Origin of the sequence: Marinospirillum alkaliphilum DSM 21637, assembly GCF_900119735.1 — a bacterium.
GTDB classification, from domain to species: domain Bacteria; phylum Pseudomonadota; class Gammaproteobacteria; order Pseudomonadales; family Halomonadaceae; genus Marinospirillum; species Marinospirillum alkaliphilum.
This window is the reverse complement of the sequence record NZ_FPJW01000001.1, coordinates 438,721-456,416: the sequence shown is the minus strand read 5'-3', so window position 1 is coordinate 456,416 and position 17,696 is coordinate 438,721. Positions and strand designations below refer to the sequence as shown.

At 54.7% G+C, this 17,696-nt stretch carries 13 protein-coding genes; 5 read left to right on the top strand and 8 right to left on the bottom strand.

Annotation, left to right across the window (positions count from 1 at the left end; all coding sequences use genetic code 11):
* The first annotated feature begins 108 nt into the window (after window positions 1–108).
* Entirely contained in the window at window positions 109–780 is a 672-nt protein-coding gene (locus BT114_RS02200; RefSeq protein ID WP_072324663.1) for a helix-turn-helix domain-containing protein, read from the top strand.
* Between the two features lie 15 nt (window positions 781–795).
* On the opposite strand, the gene BT114_RS02195 is transcribed toward BT114_RS02200, so the two are convergent.
* Window positions 796–2,376, bottom strand: coding sequence for a peptide chain release factor 3 (locus tag BT114_RS02195; protein ID WP_072324662.1), 1,581 nt, complete (start codon window positions 2,374–2,376; stop codon window positions 796–798).
* A gap of 91 nt (window positions 2,377–2,467) precedes the next feature.
* The gene (acuI, locus tag BT114_RS02190) at window positions 2,468–3,451 is read right to left on the bottom strand and encodes an acrylyl-CoA reductase (NADPH) (protein WP_072324661.1); all 984 of its coding nucleotides are present in this window, start codon (window positions 3,449–3,451) and stop codon (window positions 2,468–2,470) included.
* 200 nt (window positions 3,452–3,651) lie between these two features.
* Between acuI and BT114_RS02185 the strand changes: the two genes are divergently transcribed.
* Both BT114_RS02185 and BT114_RS02180 read left to right on the top strand, forming a co-directional pair.
* Window positions 3,652–4,965 (top strand): ATP-binding protein, encoded by a 1,314-nt coding sequence (locus tag BT114_RS02185; RefSeq protein ID WP_342715651.1) that lies wholly within the window; start codon window positions 3,652–3,654, stop codon window positions 4,963–4,965.
* Window positions 4,962–5,516, top strand: coding sequence for a response regulator transcription factor (locus BT114_RS02180; protein ID WP_072324659.1), 555 nt, complete (start codon window positions 4,962–4,964; stop codon window positions 5,514–5,516). The genes BT114_RS02185 and BT114_RS02180 overlap by 4 nt, the downstream gene beginning before the upstream one ends.
* 14 nt (window positions 5,517–5,530) lie before the next feature.
* Here the strand turns inward: BT114_RS02180 and BT114_RS02175 are convergent, their stop codons facing one another.
* Window positions 5,531–6,202 (bottom strand): energy-coupling factor ABC transporter permease, encoded by a 672-nt coding sequence (locus BT114_RS02175; protein ID WP_072324658.1) that lies wholly within the window; start codon window positions 6,200–6,202, stop codon window positions 5,531–5,533.
* Between the two features lie 233 nt (window positions 6,203–6,435).
* Here BT114_RS02175 and BT114_RS02170 point away from each other — a divergent pair, with 233 nt between their 5' ends.
* Window positions 6,436–8,082 carry a methyl-accepting chemotaxis protein gene (locus BT114_RS02170; RefSeq protein ID WP_072324657.1) on the top strand — a complete coding sequence of 549 codons (1,647 nt, stop codon included), beginning with the start codon at window positions 6,436–6,438 and terminating at the stop codon, window positions 8,080–8,082.
* An 8-nt stretch (window positions 8,083–8,090) separates the two neighbouring features.
* Here the strand turns inward: BT114_RS02170 and BT114_RS02165 are convergent, their stop codons facing one another.
* The 4 genes from BT114_RS02165 to BT114_RS02150 all read right to left on the bottom strand — a co-directional run bounded on the left by BT114_RS02165 (window position 8,091) and on the right by BT114_RS02150 (window position 15,535).
* Complete coding sequence (locus BT114_RS02165) at window positions 8,091–10,445, bottom strand: diguanylate cyclase (protein ID WP_143142747.1); 2,355 nt, start codon at window positions 10,443–10,445, stop codon at window positions 8,091–8,093.
* Between the two features lie 271 nt (window positions 10,446–10,716).
* Complete coding sequence (dinG, locus tag BT114_RS02160) at window positions 10,717–12,858, bottom strand: ATP-dependent DNA helicase DinG (RefSeq protein WP_072324655.1); 2,142 nt, start codon at window positions 12,856–12,858, stop codon at window positions 10,717–10,719.
* Window positions 12,855–14,237, bottom strand: coding sequence for a DEAD/DEAH box helicase (locus BT114_RS02155; RefSeq protein ID WP_072324654.1), 1,383 nt, complete (start codon window positions 14,235–14,237; stop codon window positions 12,855–12,857). The genes dinG and BT114_RS02155 overlap by 4 nt, the downstream gene beginning before the upstream one ends.
* A 92-nt stretch (window positions 14,238–14,329) precedes the next feature.
* Window positions 14,330–15,535 carry a hypothetical protein gene (locus BT114_RS02150; RefSeq protein ID WP_072324653.1) on the bottom strand — a complete coding sequence of 402 codons (1,206 nt, stop codon included), beginning with the start codon at window positions 15,533–15,535 and terminating at the stop codon, window positions 14,330–14,332.
* Window positions 15,536–15,766: 231 nt separating this feature from the next.
* Between BT114_RS02150 and BT114_RS02145 the strand changes: the two genes are divergently transcribed.
* On the top strand, window positions 15,767–16,351 hold the full coding sequence (locus BT114_RS02145) for a Fe-Mn family superoxide dismutase (RefSeq protein ID WP_072324652.1): 585 nt from the start codon (window positions 15,767–15,769) through the stop codon (window positions 16,349–16,351).
* A gap of 60 nt (window positions 16,352–16,411) precedes the next feature.
* Here BT114_RS02145 and BT114_RS02140 read toward each other — a convergent pair whose 3' ends face one another.
* On the bottom strand, window positions 16,412–17,695 hold the full coding sequence (locus BT114_RS02140; RefSeq protein WP_072324651.1) for an NAD(P)/FAD-dependent oxidoreductase: 1,284 nt from the start codon (window positions 17,693–17,695) through the stop codon (window positions 16,412–16,414).
* Window position 17,696: the final 1 nt, after the last annotated feature.

Sequence of the window (17,696 nt, the reverse complement as noted above, 5' to 3'; positions counted from 1 at the left end):
GAAGATATCCCACATATTAGGCATGGAATTACTGCACCAGTGGCATACAATGCTTAACATTAGTTCAGAAAAAGCCACAAAATAACAAGCTATCGACGGAGTCAGGCCATGAAAAAGCTCGGAGAACGCATCAAGCGTCTACGTAGAGCGCGTAATATGACCCAGCAGCAACTGGCTGAGCTACTGGGTATCGATCAGGGTGCTGTTTCACGCTGGGAAAGAGGCCACATCATGCCTTCTGCCCGCTACCGGCAAGAACTTGAGAGGGTGCTCCAGGCTCCCTTGATGGAAATGGACCAACCGCTGCTGGATAGCGTTAACCGCGATCTGCACTTTTCATTGGTACTGGACTGTGAACTGCGCGTTCTGGCTGCCTCTGAAACCACTTTGGCCATCAATGGCTGCCGCAGCCGCAGTGAACTGATTGGCAGCAGTTACCTGCCAATGCTGAATGAAACCGCCCGCAGCCTTTATTTGTGGCTGCAAGAGTCCGGTGCCTTTGACGAAGGCATCAACTGGGCCAGGTTTACAGTACCCACACCCACTCTTCACTCGGGTTATCGCTGGATGGAAAGCCTGTGGATCCCCTTTCGACTGGACAGTGGCGAACTGGTCTATCGGGTCTCCAGCCGCCTGCTGGATGCACCGCCCGCTGAAGGTTTGGGACGTGCCATTCTGGAAGTGGATGGAAAACAGCGCGAATTGCTGATTCCCACTCACGGCAACAATCAACCAGCAAGGCAGCAGCCCCAGCACAAGGACTGGTCTCGTGCCATGTAATCAACAGCAGCGTTTTTAGTGCTCCCGGGTTGAATGGAATTCAATCTCCGGGAAGCGCTCCTGGGTCAGCTGCAGGTTAACGCGGGTTGGTGCCAGATAGGTCAATAAGCCCGCTCCATCCACACCCAGGTTCTCCTCCGCCTTACGACGGAATTCTTCCAGTTTTTTGGCATCCTTGCACTCTACCCAGCGCGCCGTCTGCACATTGACTGGCTCATACATGCAGTCCACCTTGTATTCATCCTGCAGACGGAACATGACCACTTCAAACTGCAGCTGACCCACAGCACCCAGCACCAGATCATTGTTTTTAAAAGGCTGAAACAACTGCACCGCCCCCTCTTCAGACAGCTGTTGCAAACCCTTCTGCAACTGCTTCATTTTCAGTGGATCTTTGGGGCGTACACGTTTAAACAACTCAGGGGCAAAATGGGGAATACCGGTGAACTTCAGATCCTCACCTTCGGTGAAAGTATCACCGATCTGAATGGTACCGTGGTTGTGCAAACCAATGATGTCACCAGACCAGGCTTCTTCCAACAGTTCCCGTTCACCAGCCATGAAGTTCACGGCATCCGCAATGCGAACATCCTTGCCAATGCGGCAGTGACGCATTTTCAAACCTCGGGTGTACTGACCCGAACAAATGCGCATAAAAGCAATGCGATCCCGGTGTTTCGGGTCCATATTGGCCTGGATTTTAAACACAAAACCGGAGAATTTTTCTTCTGCTGCATCCACCTGACGGGTTTCCGTGGCACGTGCACGGGGTGACGGCGCCCACTTCACAAAGTCACTGAGCATCTCCCGCACACCGAAGTTACCCAGGGCAGTACCAAAATAAACCGGCGTCAGCTTACCGGCCAGAAAGGCCGCTTCATCCCAGGGATGCGTGGCACCCTGCACCAGCTCCAGCTCTTCCACCAGCGATTCGTATTCATCACCCAGAAAGTCACGCGCTTGCTGCGAGTCCAGCCCCTGAATGCGCTCATCATCCGGCAGCACATGGCCCTGACCGGGTTTAAAAACATGGATTTCATCGGTGTAGAGGTTGTAAACCCCTTTGAACCATTTACCGGAACCGATGGGCCAGTTGATCGGTGCTGCCTGAATTTTTAATACTTCTTCAATTTCGTCCAGCAGCTCGATCGGATCACGAATATCCCGGTCCAGTTTGTTCACAAAGGAAAAGATCGGGGTGTCGCGCAGGCGGCAGACATCCATCAGCTTGATGGTGCGTTCTTCAACACCCTTGGCACCATCGACCACCATCAGGGCAGAGTCCACAGCCGTCAGGGTACGGTAGGTGTCTTCAGAGAAGTCCTCGTGACCGGGGGTGTCCAGCAGATTGACAATGCGGTCATCAAAGGGAAACTGCATCACTGACGAGGTGATGGAGATACCCCGCTCCTGCTCCATGGTCATCCAGTCAGAGGTGGCGTGTTTGTCGCTCTTCTTGCCCTTCACGGTACCGGCGGTCTGGATCAGCTTGCCGAGCAGCAACAGCTTTTCTGTGATGGTGGTTTTACCGGCATCGGGGTGGGAGATGATCGCGAAAGTGCGGCGTTTTTGGACTTCACTGGCAAGGGTCGACATCAGGCGCTCGTGTTCAGATGGAAAATGGCGGCTATTTTCGCTGATCCTGTCCGCTTAAACAATGCCATAACACCAACCCCTGCCAGCAAGGTCAATCACCAATGCGCACAACCACGCGACCGCGCACCTGCCCTTGCAGCAGTTGACCCGCCAGCGGGATCGCCTCTTCCAGGCTGATTTCACGACTGATGGCATCCAGCTTGCTGATGTCCAGATCCTGAGCCAGACGGCGCCAGGCTTCCAGACGTTCTTCACGTGGACACATGACACTGTCGATGCCCACCAGTGTGACGCCACGCAGGATAAAGGGTGCCACAGTGGCGGGTAAATCCATGCCACCGGCCAGACCGCAGGCAGTCACAACACCCCGATAACGAGTGGAAGCACAGATGTTGGCCAGGGTATGGCTGCCCACCACATCCACGGCTCCCGCCCAACGCTCCCGTGCCAGCGGTTTGCCAGGCTGTGAAAAGTCGGCCCGGTCCATGACCTCACTGGCACCCAGAGACTTCAGGTAGTCCGCATCGGCAGGACGTCCCGTCACCGCCACAGTGGTGTAGCCCAGTTTGCTGAGCAGCGCCAGCGCGACACTGCCCACACCACCGGCAGCACCAGTCACTACAATTTCACCGTCTGAAGGCTTGACGCCATGACGCTCCAGCGCCATCACACACAGCATCGCGGTATAACCGGCAGTGCCAATCGACATGGCCTGCGCCGGCGTGAATGCAGATGGCAGGGGTACCAGCCATTCTGCTTTTAAACGTGCTTTCTGCGCCAGACCACCCCAGTGACCTTCACCCACACCCCAACCGTTCAGCAGTACCGCATCACCCGGTTGATAATCCGGGCTGTCCGACGCTTCCACAACACCCACCAGATCAATACCCGGCACCATCGGAAACTTGCGCACCACCGGACCCTTGCCGGTGATGGCCAGACCATCCTTGTAGTTCAGCGTGGAATGGCTGACTCGCACCGTCACTTCACCTTCGGGTAGACGACTGTCATCCAGTTGCTGAATGGCGGCCCGATAACCGGTGTCGTCCTTCTCGATCACTATTGCCTTGAACATAAAACCTCCGCTTGACTCACAGCATAACTGTTCATGCAGAACAGCGACCTGACTCATCCAGGCCTTGGTGTTCGCAGATAGTAGACCGGGAGGACACAAACTACAAACCGACCTGTTGGACACATAAATCCTGATCTGCATCAAGGTTTGTTTAAACGGGGTTTTCCCTTAAACTTCATCGAACCCTGATGGAGAAACACTTGAAAGACACCAGCCCCCCCCAACCCCTTCCCCTGTCCACCCCCGGCCGTAACCTGATGCGCCTGACTCTGGTGCGGGGTATCACCTGGACGGGTTTTCTTGGCGGGATCATCTTTGGCCTGGAAGTAGTCAATTTCCAACTCAATGTGCTGGCGGTTTTTTCCGTGATCATGGGCATGGCACTGATCAACCTGTTGACCTGGTGGCGGTTGAGTTGGCCCAGACCAGTGGCAGACATTGAATACCTGTTGCACCTGCTGGCTGATGTCATCGGATTAACCCTGCTGTTTTATTTCACGGGTGGCGCCAACAACCCCTTCATTTCCTATTTCCTGGTGCCTCTGACCATTTCTGCAGCCACCCTGCCCTGGCGTTTCACCTGGATCATTGCCGGTTTTATCCTGCTGGCCTACCCACTGCTGATGCTGTTTCACCATCCGGTGCCCCAGTTGATGCAAATGGAGCACGATAGCCGCTTCAATCTGCATATCCTCGGCATGTGGGCCAACTTTGTGCTGAGCACCACCCTGATCACAGTATTTGTCTACAAAATGGCCCAATCCTTGCGCAAACGGGATGCCGATCTTTCCGATACCCGTGAGCGCGCCCTGCGTGATGAGCAGATCATGGCCGTGGCCACCCAGGCAGCCGGCACTGCCCATGAACTGGGCACCCCGCTGTCGACCATGGCGGTCATGCTGAAGGAACTCAGCAATGAACATGCTGACAATGCGGAGCTGGCAGCCGACCTGGCACTGCTGCGTCGTCAGGTGGATACCTGCAAGGTCACCTTGCAGTCCCTGGTCAGTAACGCAGATCGCAGCCGTCTGCTGAACCCGGAAAGCAAACCCATCAAGACCTTTCTGCGCGATGTATTGGAGCACTGGGAGGTGTTAAGACCCGATGTGCGTTATTGCATCGACTGGCCGGATGAAAGCAAAACCGAGCCCTGGATACCGGACGACATCACCCTGCAGCAGGCACTGATCAACCTGCTCAACAATGCAGCAGATGCCAGCCGGGAGCCGGTGATGATCATGGTGGAATGGGGTCGGCAAGTGGCTCAGATTGAAATCCACGACCAGGGGCCTGGCATCCCGATGGACATAGCTGAACGCCTGGGACAGACTTTCATCTCAACCAAAAGCAAAGGCCTGGGATTAGGGTTGTTTCTGACGCATGCGACGATAAACCGCCTCGGCGGAACCGTGCGCCTGTATAATCATAGCCAGGGCGGAACCTTGACCGAAGTCAGGATTCCAGTGCTTTCACCCTCACTCAAATCAGCCAGCCGGGAGAACAGGACATCATGAACCCTGAAGAGCAGCAGGAAGAACAACTGCGCATTCTGATCATTGATGATGATGAAATTTTCGGACAGGTGCTGCAGCGCGCTTTCAGCAAGCGAGGCTATGAAGTTGCCCAGGTCACCAATGAAACGCAGGCACTGGAACAGACTCAGGAATTCGAGCCAGACTACATCACGCTGGACCTGAAACTGGAAGGCAGCTCCGGCCTTAACCTGCTGCCACAACTGGTCGAACGCTCACCTCAATCCAGGATTGTGGTGCTCACCGGTTACTCCAGCATTGCCACAGCAGTGGAAGCCATCAAACTGGGGGCAGTAAACTACCTGTGCAAACCAGCCGATGCTGATGAGATCCTGGCTGCCTTCAACAAACAGGAAGGCAACCCTGATACACCGCTGGCGGAACAGCCCATGTCAGTGAATCGCCTGACCTGGGAACACATCCAGAAAGTGCTGCATGAGCATGATGGCAACATTTCTGCCACTGCACGAGCACTGGGCATGCATCGACGCACATTGCAGCGTAAACTGCAGAAACGGCCAGTACGCCGCTGATTCAGCAGGGTGCTTTATGCCTCATCCAGGTACTTTTTGGGATCAAAAGCACGCACCCAATCTGGCAGATAAGCCGTCAAACCACTCAAAATCATACCGTTGACCACTGCTTCCGGCGGCAGGGTCAGCGGCAAAAACAAGAAGTAGTCTTCTGCCAGGTGGCGAAACTCGTGAGCCGAGGTATAAAGCCAGGTCAGCCCTATCACCACCAGGCCTGACGACAGGGTCGCCAGGGCACTGCCCACCCCTCCGGCAATCAATACAAAAATGAAATAGTTGGCTGGCAGCTTCCATTCCACCCAGCGCCATACCCAGTGGCTGACAAACACCGGCAGCACACACACAATCAGCGCATTAATGGCAAACATGTCCCAGCTGGCCTTGCCACTGACGGTCACACCCAGCAGAGCAATGCTGGTAGCCAATAGCGCCATCGGCCAGTAGAACATCAGGGTCAGGGTGGTAGCTAGCAACAGGTGGATGGATACGGTGTAGCTGATACCGGCCCGCATCTGCCACAAAAAGGCAACCAATACCACGCTGCCCAGAAACAGGTGCTGCAGACCCCGCTCGCGCAGCAGGATAGTCCACGGCACCTGCCACAAGGCCAGGACCAGGAACAGCAGGTAAAACACCCAGGCGACCCAACCCAGCATACCGGGATCAAAACTGCCGGAAAAACTCATTAACTCACCTCAAGAAGAACCATAACAATCAGAAACATCCACTGACAACACAAACCAAAGAAGTACTAGAAGCACAGCAAATAAAATCGCATACTGCGCCGCAACATAACTAACAACTAAAAAATCACCTTTCAGTCGAGTATAAACCAGCCACCCCCTCTGATGGCACTCCATAACAACACCACTCGGCAAACTGCAATCTGACGAAATACGCTGTTCTGGAGAAAGAACTCATGCTATCCCTGCTCAGACAACTGGCGATCCAGTCGCGCCTGTGGCTTATCCTTGGTTTAACCCTGCTATCACTGGTGTTGGTTGGCCTCCTGGCCGTACAACAAGAACGTCGCGCCATTCTGGCCGAAAAAGACCTGAAACTGCAGCAACTGCTGGAGCTGGCACATACCACGCTGGAGCACCATTACCAGCGGGCTCGTCGCGGTGAAATCAGTGAACAACAGGCACGCACCGAAGCTTTTGAGCTGATTCGTGCTTTCCGTTACACCACCGACACCGACCGTGACTACTTCTGGATACTGGATGGTCAGGGCACCATGCTGATGCATCCCGAACAACCTGAACTGGTTGGGCGTAATCTGGCCGGGTTAAAAGATCCCAATGGCTTTGCTTTTATTGCAGACATGCTTGCTCAGTCAAGAAGCAGCCAAGGTGGCAATACCAGCTACGTCTGGAATAAACCCGGTTTTACCAATCCGGTCGGTAAGCTGGCTCGTTACCAGACCTTCCCCCAATGGAATCTGATTCTGGTGAATGGCATTTATCTTGATACAGTGAATGCCTTGTTATGGCGCCATAGTCTGGCCCTGCTGACCATTGTGCTGATCGGTGCGGGCATTACTGCGGTACTGATCCTGCTGGTTGCCAGCTCCATCAAACGTCCATTACATGACATGCTGGTGCGCATGCGCGAAATTGCTGATGGTGACGGTGATCTGACCCATCGCCTGCCGCTGGAAGGCCGGGATGAAATCATGCACATCAACCGGGCTTTTAACCGTTTTATCGGCAAAATTCAGGAACTGGTAAAAGAAGCACATCAGTCTTCCCTGTCTGTGTCTGCTGCTGCAGAAGAATTGTCAGCTGTCACTCAGCAAAGCGCCCAGACCGTTCGTCAGCAGAGCCAGGAAACGGACCAGGTGGCTACTGCCATGAACGAAATGACTGCCACGGTTCAGGAAGTTGCCGGCAATGCCACCCAGGCTGCAGGTGCAGCACGCACTGCCAGTGAACAAACCCAGCGAGGCCAGGGCCGCCTTAAAGAAACCCTGCAAACCCTGTCTGACCTGGATGCCAGCATTGAAAACACCGCTGTCACGCTGGAGCGCCTGAAAGAAGGCACTGAAAACATCGGTGCCATTATGGAAGTGATCAGCAATGTGGCTGAACAAACCAATCTGCTGGCACTGAATGCAGCGATTGAGGCTGCCCGTGCCGGGGAGCATGGCCGAGGCTTTGCAGTGGTTGCAGACGAGGTCCGCAACCTGGCTGCCCGTACCCAGCAAAGCACGGTGGAAATCCGTGACACCATTGATCGGCTGGTGAAAGAAGCGGAAGCCTCTTTTGTTGCCATGGCTGCCAGCCGTAAACAGGCTGCCGCCACGGTGAGTCATGCACGTGAGACGTCAGCAGCCCTGGATGAAGTGGCCAGTGCCATTCACCACATTGCCGACATGAACACCCAGATTGCCAGCGCTGCGGAACAACAGGCAGCAGTGGCGGATGAGATCAATCGTAATGTGGTGAATATCAATGAGCTGTCAGATCAGACTGCAGAAGGGGCTGCACATACCACTCAAGCCAGTGAAGAGCTGGCGGCGCTGGCAGAGAAGCTGAATCATCAGGTCAGCCAGTTCCGTACCTGAACTGAGCTTCAGCCCACCACCTGATTGCGGCCTGAGGCCTTGGCAATATACAGCTGCTTGTCCACTCCGGACAGCAGCTGATCCAGGTTCATGCCCGGTGATAAAGCCATCACCCCTGCACTGACATGCTGTTTTAAACCTTCATCAAACGGTAGATCCTGCAAGGCAAGACGAATTTTATCTGCCACTGAAACCGCTTGTTTTAAAGTGGTTTCCGGGCAAATCAACAAAAACTCCTCACCCCCCCAGCGCCCAAATACATCCGAGGTTCTGATCTTGCTGCGAACCAGCTCGGCAAAACACTGCAATACCCGGTCACCAGCCTGGTGCCCGTAGGTATCATTCACTTCTTTAAAATAATCCAGATCAAATAAAACCACCGACAGGGGGCGTTGATGACGGGATGCCAGAGACAACTGCTCACTGAGTACCTTGTCCAAGTGATGGCGGTTGTAAACGCCTGTCAGTTTGTCAGTGACTGAAACCAGCTCCAACTGCCGGTTTTTTTCCAACAGCTCAAGCTCAGCCGCTTGCAGCCGGTTATTAAACTGCCGAATACGCTGATTTAAACGTTGCAGATAGAGGGTGTAACCGCCTAATACCAGCAATAGTGCCAGCATGCTTAATACCGGTAACAGCATACGCTGCCAGGGAAAACCTGGCTCTGGCTGCAAACTTACCCAGCGATCATAAATCTCGGCATGCTGCTGCTGGGTAATGCTGGCAAGTGCCTTGTCCAGAATGGAGCGCAATTCAGGGCGGTCTTGAGGGGTTGCCATGCTCAAATCAAAAAAGTAAGGCGTTTGACCGGATACCTTCAAATTGGCCAGACCTTCGTTGCGGATCAGGTAACTGACCACTGCCAGATTATCCACAAAGGCATAAACTTCACCGGCGGCAACTGCCTGCAACCCCTGCAAGGTGGTTGCCGTTCGCACTAGTGGTATCAGTGGATGGCTGCTACTTAACCATTCATCCGAAGCATAATCCCTGACCACCGCCACCGGACGACCGTGCAACTGCTCCATGCTGGTCACAAAATCCACCTGCTGGCCCGTGACAATCACCATCGGTGAGCGTACATAGGGCTGGGTAAACTCCAGAAAACTGCGTCGATCAGGTGTGGAAGTGATACTGGTGATCAGATCCAACTGGTTATTTGCCGCAGCATCCAGAACTTCCGGCCAGCTTAAATTCAGTAACGGATCAAAGCTGACTCCCAGTAACTCCGAAAGGATGTCTAGATAGTCCTGACTGATGCCGCGTAAACGACCTGTTCTTGCATCCAGAAAATCAAATGGGGGCCACTGTGTATCAATACCCACCGTTAAACGTGGATTGGCGCGTAAAAATGCCTCTTCTTCCTCCGTCAGATCCAGCTGGTTACCACGACTCGACTCAAACACCAGACGATCAATCCCGTACTGGTCAGGTTCAATGATCCGGTGTCGGGCCAACAAACCCAGCATGTAGTCCAGGCGCCCGGCATCCAAATGCCCCAACTCAACGGTGTGGCGAGCAATCAAGGGCTCCAGGCCAAGCGCTTCACTCATCAGCGCCGTGCGGGATTTACCCTGAGTGTTGTAGCGTGCATGGATCAGCTCAACCAGCTCTTCCTTGTTGTCCAGCGCATAATGCCAGCCCCGGATCACTGCGCGGCGCATGCGCTCCACTCGCTCAGGATGATTGCGTGCTTCTTCACCGCTGGTGAAAAAAATATCGCCGTAAAAATCCATACCATAGTGTTTCGGATCAATGATATGCACCGGGTGGCCCAGTTCACGCATCACATTGGGCTCGTTGGTGCTGTAGGCCGCCACAGCATCCACTTCACCACTGAGTAGCCGTTCAGTGCGCTGGCTCCAGTGTTCACGAATCAAACCATCCCGGAGCACACCCTGTTCAGCCAGCATGGCCAGGATGGCAATGCCATCGGTGTTATTGTCGTAAAAAGACAGGCGTCGCCCCACCAGATCCCGCGGAGTGCGGATACCAGAGGAGCGCAGGGTCATCAAAACATTGGGGGAGTGTTGAAAGATGGGGGCAACCAGCACCAGGTCACGTCCCTGGGCATACATGCTGAGCAGTATGGCATCGGCAATGCCATAATGCGCTTCACCACTGAGTACCTGATCAATGTTGTCGTGTTCCATACTGCGTTCACGCAACACAACATCCAGACCTTCCTCAGCAAAATAACCCTGCTCAAGGGCAGCGTAATATCCGGCAAACTGAAATTGATGCAACCATTTCAGCTGTATCACCACTTGTTCAGCGCGCACGGGCAAAGCCACTGCAAACATCAGCAGCAGAATCACCACCAAACCCGACCAACGGTTCGGGAAGTACGCCGCGCTTTTCACTGCCTGCAACCTTCCTTATTCAAGACGCAAATGACAAGAATAAAGCATCTCTGGCTCAACTTAAATGGCGTGAAACCACATAAGACAACATTTTACATGCGAATTGTTACGAACTGTATACCATACAACCAAGGAGCCGCCGATTAACGTGATGCATGGATGCAGGAGGTAGAGCAACGTAGGATGCCAAAGCCGAGTTACACAGAGTAAATGAGCATTTTGAGATCAATTTCAACGCTGTATTGGCAAGTACAATAGTTAATCAGTAGTTTCAGCGAATCTCGCGGCGAAAGGGCGGCAGACTATTCAGCAACTGACTGCCATAACGCTTGGTCAGGATGCGTCGATCCAGCAGTGTCACCCGCCCCTGATCCTGTTCGGTGCGAATCAGTCGACCACAGGCCTGTACCAGGCGAATGCTGGCATCCGGTACACTGATCTGCATGAAGGGGTTACCGCCACTGGCTTCAATCCACTCCGCCAGCGTGGCTTCCACCGGATCATCCGGGGTTGAAAAAGGCAGGCGTACAATCACCACATGGGTCAGGTATTTGCCGGGTAGGTCGATGCCTTCTGCCAGGGAAGCCAGACCAAAAATGATGCTGGGTTTTTCCGCATCCACCCTCTCACGGTGTTTTTCGATCAGGCGGTTTTTGGACAGGGCATCCTGGGTCAGGGTCACTCGCTTCAGCTGGCTTGGCAAAGCATCATAAACCTCGTTCATCTGGCGTCGGGAGCTGAACAATACCAGTGCCGCAGCAGCCGGATGATCCAGATGCTCCTGCATGTAATCGATGATGGCATCGGTATGGGCTTCTGCCTGAGAGGGGTCACAGGCCTGACGTGGAATCTCCAGCACCCCCAGATTGGGGTAGTCAAAAGGACTGGGATAGGCCTTGCAGGGTGTCTGACCCGACAAACCGGCCCGCTGCCGCAAACGGTCAAACTGCCCCAGCGCTGTCAGAGTGGCAGAAGTCAGGGTGGCACCAAAACAACGGGACCAGAGACGATAAGCCAGATCACCAGCCGCTGTTACCGGGCTGGCACAGAGTTCCAGATCCTCATCACCATCCTGCAGACGGTGCCGAATCAGCCACCGCGCCAGTGGCGGCTGACCTTCCCGATCAGCCTCGGCACAAAGGCTCCACAGCTGATGAGCGGCCAGTGCCCGGTTGTGCAACACCGCCAGCAGCGGTTGCCATTCAGCTGCCAGATCGGCATCCAGTGCGGTGTTCTTCTCCGGGTCCTGGGCATCCTTCAGCTGGTTCACCAGACTTTCCAGCAGGCGGCAAAGGGTGGCAAAGTGCACCAGCAGTTGTGCGGCAAAATCCCTTAAGCCCTGGGGTAACTGACCTTGCGGCCAGCGATAAATTTCCGTGCTGCTGCGATCCGGCTCAAAACCAGCCTGCTCATGCAGCTGGCCATACAACACGCCCAGATCCTGCTCCAGCATCCCCAGCGGTGTACCCAGCTGATCCAGCAAGCGGCAAGCCGTTGGACTGGATGCCAAAGCAGTTAACAGATCCGGCTGGGATTTACGCAACAGGCGCAACCAGCTTAAGGAGGTATTAAAACGAAAACCGGCGGCAAAATGATTGATGGCCTTGTCCGGCAGGTGATGAGCCTCATCAAACACATAATAGGTCTGCTCCGGTGGCGGCAAGATCACACCGCCTCCCAGCGCCAGATCAGCCAGTACCAGATCATGATTGGCGACGATCACATCGGCCTGTTCCAGTTCGCGCCGGGCATTAAAAAACGGACAGGCCCCATTAAAGTGAGGGCAACGGCGATTGGTGCAACGCTGATGATCGGTGGTCAGGCGATCCCAGAGTTCCGATGGCAGGGATTCTTTCAGGCTGTCACGATCACCATCCCAGCGACCGGAAGAAAAATCATCCGCCAGTTGCTGCAAACGGGATTGGTCAGCACTGCCGGACGCTTTTAACAATTCGGCCTGAAACAGATCCAGCGTGGCATCCTGCTGTTCCGGTTTGCCTGCATCCAGCTGTTTGATCAACTGACTGGTGCAGACATAACGCCCGCGCCCCTTGGCCAAGGCATGACGGAATTGCAGCTGGGTGTGTCTGGCCAGATCCGGCAGGTCACGCAGCAATAGCTGCTCCTGCAAGGCAATGGTGGCAGTGGAGATGACCAGGCGTTTTTCCCGTGCCTGAGCCACCGGCAGGGTGGCCAGCAGGTAAGCCAGGGTTTTACCGGTGCCGGTGCCTGCCTCAATCACCATCAGGTGATCCTGGCTATTGCGCCGACCCTCCGCATCTTCGGTGATGGCCGCAAAGCTTTTGGCAATATCGGCAATCATGTGGGCCTGTCCACGGCGGGCATTGACCTGGCGTCCTGCCAGAAAATCCCGGTAAGCCTGCTGGATCAACGCCTGCCATTCAGGATTCATGCGTCGTCTTGCAGCAGCTCATCCGGTGGATAAACACAAGGCAGCTTGCTTTTGGTCAGTGCTTCAATGCCCGGTAAAGCAAAGGCATCTTCCTCGCCAATAAAACTGATCGAAGTACCCAAAGCGCCAGCACGGCCAGTCCGACCTATGCGATGCACGTAGTCTTCCGGGTCTTCCGGCAGATTAAAGTTGATCACGTGACTGACATCATCGATGTGAATGCCACGCCCGGCCACATCAGTGGCCACCAGCACTTCAATCTTGCCTTCGCGGAAGCTTTCCAGCGTGGCAATGCGTTTTTTCTGTTCCACTTCACCCGACAACATCGCTACGTTAATGCCAGCCTTTTTCAGGGCTTCACAGACATTACGGGTGGAGTCCCGGCGATTGCTGAACACCATCACCTTGGTCAGCTTCCAGTGTTCAATGATACGGATCAGCAGCTTGAGCTTTTCATTGTCAGACACCAGAAAGGCGTGTTGCTCAATGTTGTCAGCGGTTTGTACCTTGGTGGCAATTTCCACTCGCTGCGGATGAATGGTCCACTGCGCCGCGAGGTTCATGATGTCCTGGGTGAAGGTGGCCGAGAACAGCATGGTCTGGCGTTTTTCCTTCGGCGGTGTGGCACGGATGATGCGCTTCACATCCGGGATGAAACCCATGTCCAGCATGCGGTCAGCTTCGTCCAGCACCAGTACTTCCACTTCCCGCAGATCCACATCCCGCTTGCTGTGGAAATCCAGCAGACGACCGGGTGTGGCTACCAGCAAATCGATCGGTTCACTGCGCAGCTGATCTCGCTGTTTGACGTAATCCATACCCCCCACCACCGACAGGAGCTTGAAGGGGGTGTATTGCATCAGGGTTTCGGCATCCTTGCAGATCTGCAGTACCAATTCACGCGTTGGTGCCAGAATCAGGGCTCGTGGGGCACCAATCTTCTGACCTTCCGGTACTTCTTCTTCCAACAGATAAGTGAGGATGGCAATCAGGAAGGCTGCCGTTTTGCCGGTACCTGTCTGGGCCTTGCCGATCAGATCCACACCATGCAGGGTGTAAAGCAGGGAACCGGCCTGAATGGGTGTGCAGTAGTTAAAACCCTGTTCACTGATGGCGCGCATCAGGGGTGCAGGCAGGTCAAAATCATGAAAACGCACCTTGCCTTCCGCAGGTTCAACCACAAAGGATTCCGGTGACCAGTCGCTCATTGCAGCAGCAGCCTGCTCGCGGCGGCTCTGCTGCCATTCAGTCACATTCACTCGCACTGCTGGTGCAGTGGTACGCGCCTCGCCAGACTGGCCAGCGGGATTGCTTCTGCGACGACGGCGCTTGGGTGCAGCGTTTCTTGATCCGGACGATGTAGCAGACGAATTAGTCAAAACACGACCTCAGAAATGTTGATGTAAAGTGGACCGCATGGAGTTCGGGCCAGCCATGATACCAAGTTTTGTCTCTCACTCCTAACGACCCATCACCTTGCCTGTTGCAGCTCCCGCACCTGATCCATCAGTTGAGTCACCCGACTGACCAACTGGCTGCGGCTGGCTTCCAGAGAAGCCAGAATCTCTTCCTGTTCTTGTAACTTTTGCTGCAGTTCAGCTGGCATGCCACCGGCAGCCACCTTCTGTTCCAGCACTTCAAGCTGGCGTTTCAAGGCTGTCACTTCATTACGGTTATCCTGATTTCTCAAACGCTGGTCCAGTGTGCTGGTGGTCAGGCTAACCTCTGTCAGCCGCTGCCCCATGGCTGCGATATCCTTTTTGAGGGCTTCGGTCTGGGTTTGCAGGTTACGCCCCGCCTCCGAGGCTCGCTCACTGGCGGTACGGGCAGCAGTTGCCGCTTCACCGGCCTGGCGCTCAGCCTGGGTCAGCTTGCCTTCCAACCCCTTTACCTGCTCTTGCAACTCAGCAATGGCTGGACGGTTGCGTTGATGCGCAACCACCCAGAGTTTACGAATTTCACTATCCGCCCACTCCAGCTTCTCACGGAAGGTGGTACCCGCTTCGGACAGGTCTTGACCGGTTTCTGATAAACGGATTTCCAGCTCCTGTACCCGATCCGCCAGTGCCAGCATCGATTGCTGCTGTTTTTCCGCACGGGTATATTGCCAGCCGCCAAATGCCAGCCCCACCACAGCCAGCACCAGAGCCACCCACAGCAAGGGTGAAAAACCACCGCCACCACCGGGTTGATCCGGCTCACGACGCACCAGGTAATGGGGGTGATCAAAACCACCACCGCCACCCTGACCGGCAGAAGCAGTCTCGGAGGGTTCTTTATAACCGGAAGCGCTTGATGTTGAGGCTGAAGCTGAGGCACTGAATCCTGCACCTGCTGGGCGCGGAGAAGATGTTTCGCGGTGGCTGTCTGATGCCGTCGCTGTTTCCTGATTCACTGCTTGCCCGGTGCGTTTGGCTGCAGCTTCAACGGCTGCCTTTAACCTTGCTGCCGCTGCCGCCCGCTTTTCAGCGGCATCAACATCCTTTGATGCGGCCTTGTTGGTGGCGACACCAGAAGGACGAGAAAAAGCGGCTGGAGCAGGGTCAACAAGCGAAGTTCTGGTTTTCTGCTCTGACAAACCTGGCGCAACCCTGCTTTCAGTTGTACGAGCGTCAGTCGAGTGGGATGCCACTTTGCCAACATCCATATCCAGCAGTGGTTCTTTACGATCAGGCATAAACAGTTTCCCTGCTTCTGTGAAAAGATGGTCTATTCTGCCAATTCCCAAGGGTTGCCGCCAGCCCAACACCATAACCCAGTAAAAAGGTCGGAATTGTCACATCTGCAATGCAATGTTATGATTCCAAGGTAATCATTGATTTATGTCAGAGCAGCCTTGAAACTCTGCTGCACTGCCACCATTACTCAATAAGCACTGTCACTTGATGATGAAAAAAGGAGATTGACCATGGCTTTTGAATTACCGGCACTGCCCTACGCCAAGAATGCGCTGGAGCCCCACATTTCTGCCGAAACCCTGGAATTCCACCACGGCAAGCACCACAACACCTATGTCACCAAACTGAACGGCCTGGTGCCCGGTACTGAATACGAAGGCAAGAGCCTGGAAGACATCATCAAGGCCTCCAAATCCGGCCCGGTATTCAACAATGCTGCCCAGGTCTGGAACCACACCTTCTACTGGAACTGCCTGAGCCCCAACGGTGGTGGCGCAGCCAAGGGTGCCATTGCTGATGCCATCAATGCCAAATGGGGTTCTTTTGAAGCCTTCCAGAAAGAGTTTGATGACAAGGCAGTCAACAACTTCGGTTCTTCCTGGACCTGGCTGGTAAAAAATGCTGCTGGTCAACTGGAGATTGTAAATACCTCCAACGCCGGCACCCCCATGACCGACGGCCACACGGCACTGCTGACCGTTGACCTGTGGGAACATGCCTACTACATCGACTTCCGCAACCTGCGTCCCAAGTACCTGGAGGCTTTCTGGGCACTGGTGAACTGGGACTTCGTCAACCAGAACTTCGCTGGCTGATACCCGTTCAGGGATGCACTTCAAACCCGGCCTTTTGTGCCGGGTTTTTTTATAGCCGGATCAGATACCCAGCTTGTCGCGCAGATCGTAGTACCAGGCACCCAGTGCAGAAAAAGGCACCTGGAACAGGCGACCACCGGGGAAAGGGTAGTGCGGCAGACTGGCAAAGGCATCCAGTTGCTGTGTCTGCCCCTGAATGGCCAACGCCAGCGACTGACCGGCAACATGAGTAAACGTCACACCATGACCGGAACACCCCTGGGAATAAAAAACATTGCTGCCGATGCGCCCCATCTGAGGCAAGCGTGACAGGGTCAACAGGAAGTTGCCGGTCCAGGTGTAGTCCACCTTCACATTCTGGAGTTGCGGGAAGGTTTTTAACATTTTTGGGCGAATCAGCCGTTCGATGTCGACCGGATCCCGCGCACCATAAACCACCCCACCGCCATAAATCAGGCGATGGTCGGCACTCAGGCGGTAATAATCCAGCAGGTAGTTGCAATCCTCGATGCAGGCATTTCGAGGAATCAGGCTGCGTGCCAATTCTTCACCCAGTGGCTCGGTGGCCAACACCTGAGTACCGCAGGGCATGGATTTGCTGGCCAGTTGCGGCAACAACTTACCCAGATAGGCATTACCAGCCACCACCACCCACTCCGCCTTCACCACTCCTTGCGCTGTTTTAACCACTGCTGGCTGGCCCTGCTGGATGTCCACCACCGCAGAATGCTCATAAATCACACCACCGAGGGATTCAAAGGCAGCCGCCTCACCCAGCGCCAGATTCAGCGGATGGATGTGGCCACTGCCATGATCCATGCTGCCACCGATGTACCGCTCGGTGTTGACCTGTTGCTGCAAGGCCTGCTTGTCGAGTAGCTCCAACTGATCATAACCATGGCTTTCCCAGAGTTTTTTCTGATGCTCCAGCTCTTTCATCTGGCGAGGATTAAGGGCAGCAAACACGGCACCATCCTGCAGGTCACACTGAATGCCATAGTGCTTCACCCGCTGGCGAATGATGCGCCCCCCTTCAAATGCCATCTGCCCCAGTAAGCGTGCAGCATCGGCACTGGTCTGACGCGCCACCACGTCCAGATCACGACTGTAACTGTTGACCATCTGACCACCGTTGCGCCCGGATGCCCCCCACCCCACAGTGGCAGCCTCCAGGATCACCACCTTAAAACCGGCTTCAGCCAGAAACAGTGCGGTGGACAGGCCTGTGTAACCAGCTCCGATCACACACACCTGGGTTTCGATGGACTCTGACAAATGCGGGCGGGATGGAGTAGGATTGGCAGACGCTGCGTAATAAGAAGGAACCGGAGCAAAAGCGGTCATA

Bases quoted from the DNA above. Each gene is read 5' to 3' on its own strand.
- BT114_RS02175 (WP_072324658.1), bottom strand. From the start codon at position 6,202: ATGAGTTTTTCCGGCAGTTTTGATCCCGGTATGCTGGGTTGGGTCGCC.
- BT114_RS02150 (WP_072324653.1), bottom strand. From the start codon at position 15,535: ATGCCTGATCGTAAAGAACCACTGCTGGATATGGATGTTGGCAAAGTG.
- BT114_RS02200 (WP_072324663.1), top strand. From the start codon at position 109: ATGAAAAAGCTCGGAGAACGCATCAAGCGTCTACGTAGAGCGCGTAAT.
- acuI (WP_072324661.1), bottom strand. From the start codon at position 3,451: ATGTTCAAGGCAATAGTGATCGAGAAGGACGACACCGGTTATCGGGCC.
- BT114_RS02170 (WP_072324657.1), top strand. From the start codon at position 6,436: ATGCTATCCCTGCTCAGACAACTGGCGATCCAGTCGCGCCTGTGGCTT.
- BT114_RS02140 (WP_072324651.1), bottom strand. From the start codon at position 17,695: ATGACCGCTTTTGCTCCGGTTCCTTCTTATTACGCAGCGTCTGCCAAT.
- BT114_RS02180 (WP_072324659.1), top strand. From the start codon at position 4,962: ATGAACCCTGAAGAGCAGCAGGAAGAACAACTGCGCATTCTGATCATT.
- dinG (WP_072324655.1), bottom strand. From the start codon at position 12,858: ATGAATCCTGAATGGCAGGCGTTGATCCAGCAGGCTTACCGGGATTTT.
- BT114_RS02145 (WP_072324652.1), top strand. From the start codon at position 15,767: ATGGCTTTTGAATTACCGGCACTGCCCTACGCCAAGAATGCGCTGGAG.
- BT114_RS02195 (WP_072324662.1), bottom strand. From the start codon at position 2,376: ATGTCGACCCTTGCCAGTGAAGTCCAAAAACGCCGCACTTTCGCGATC.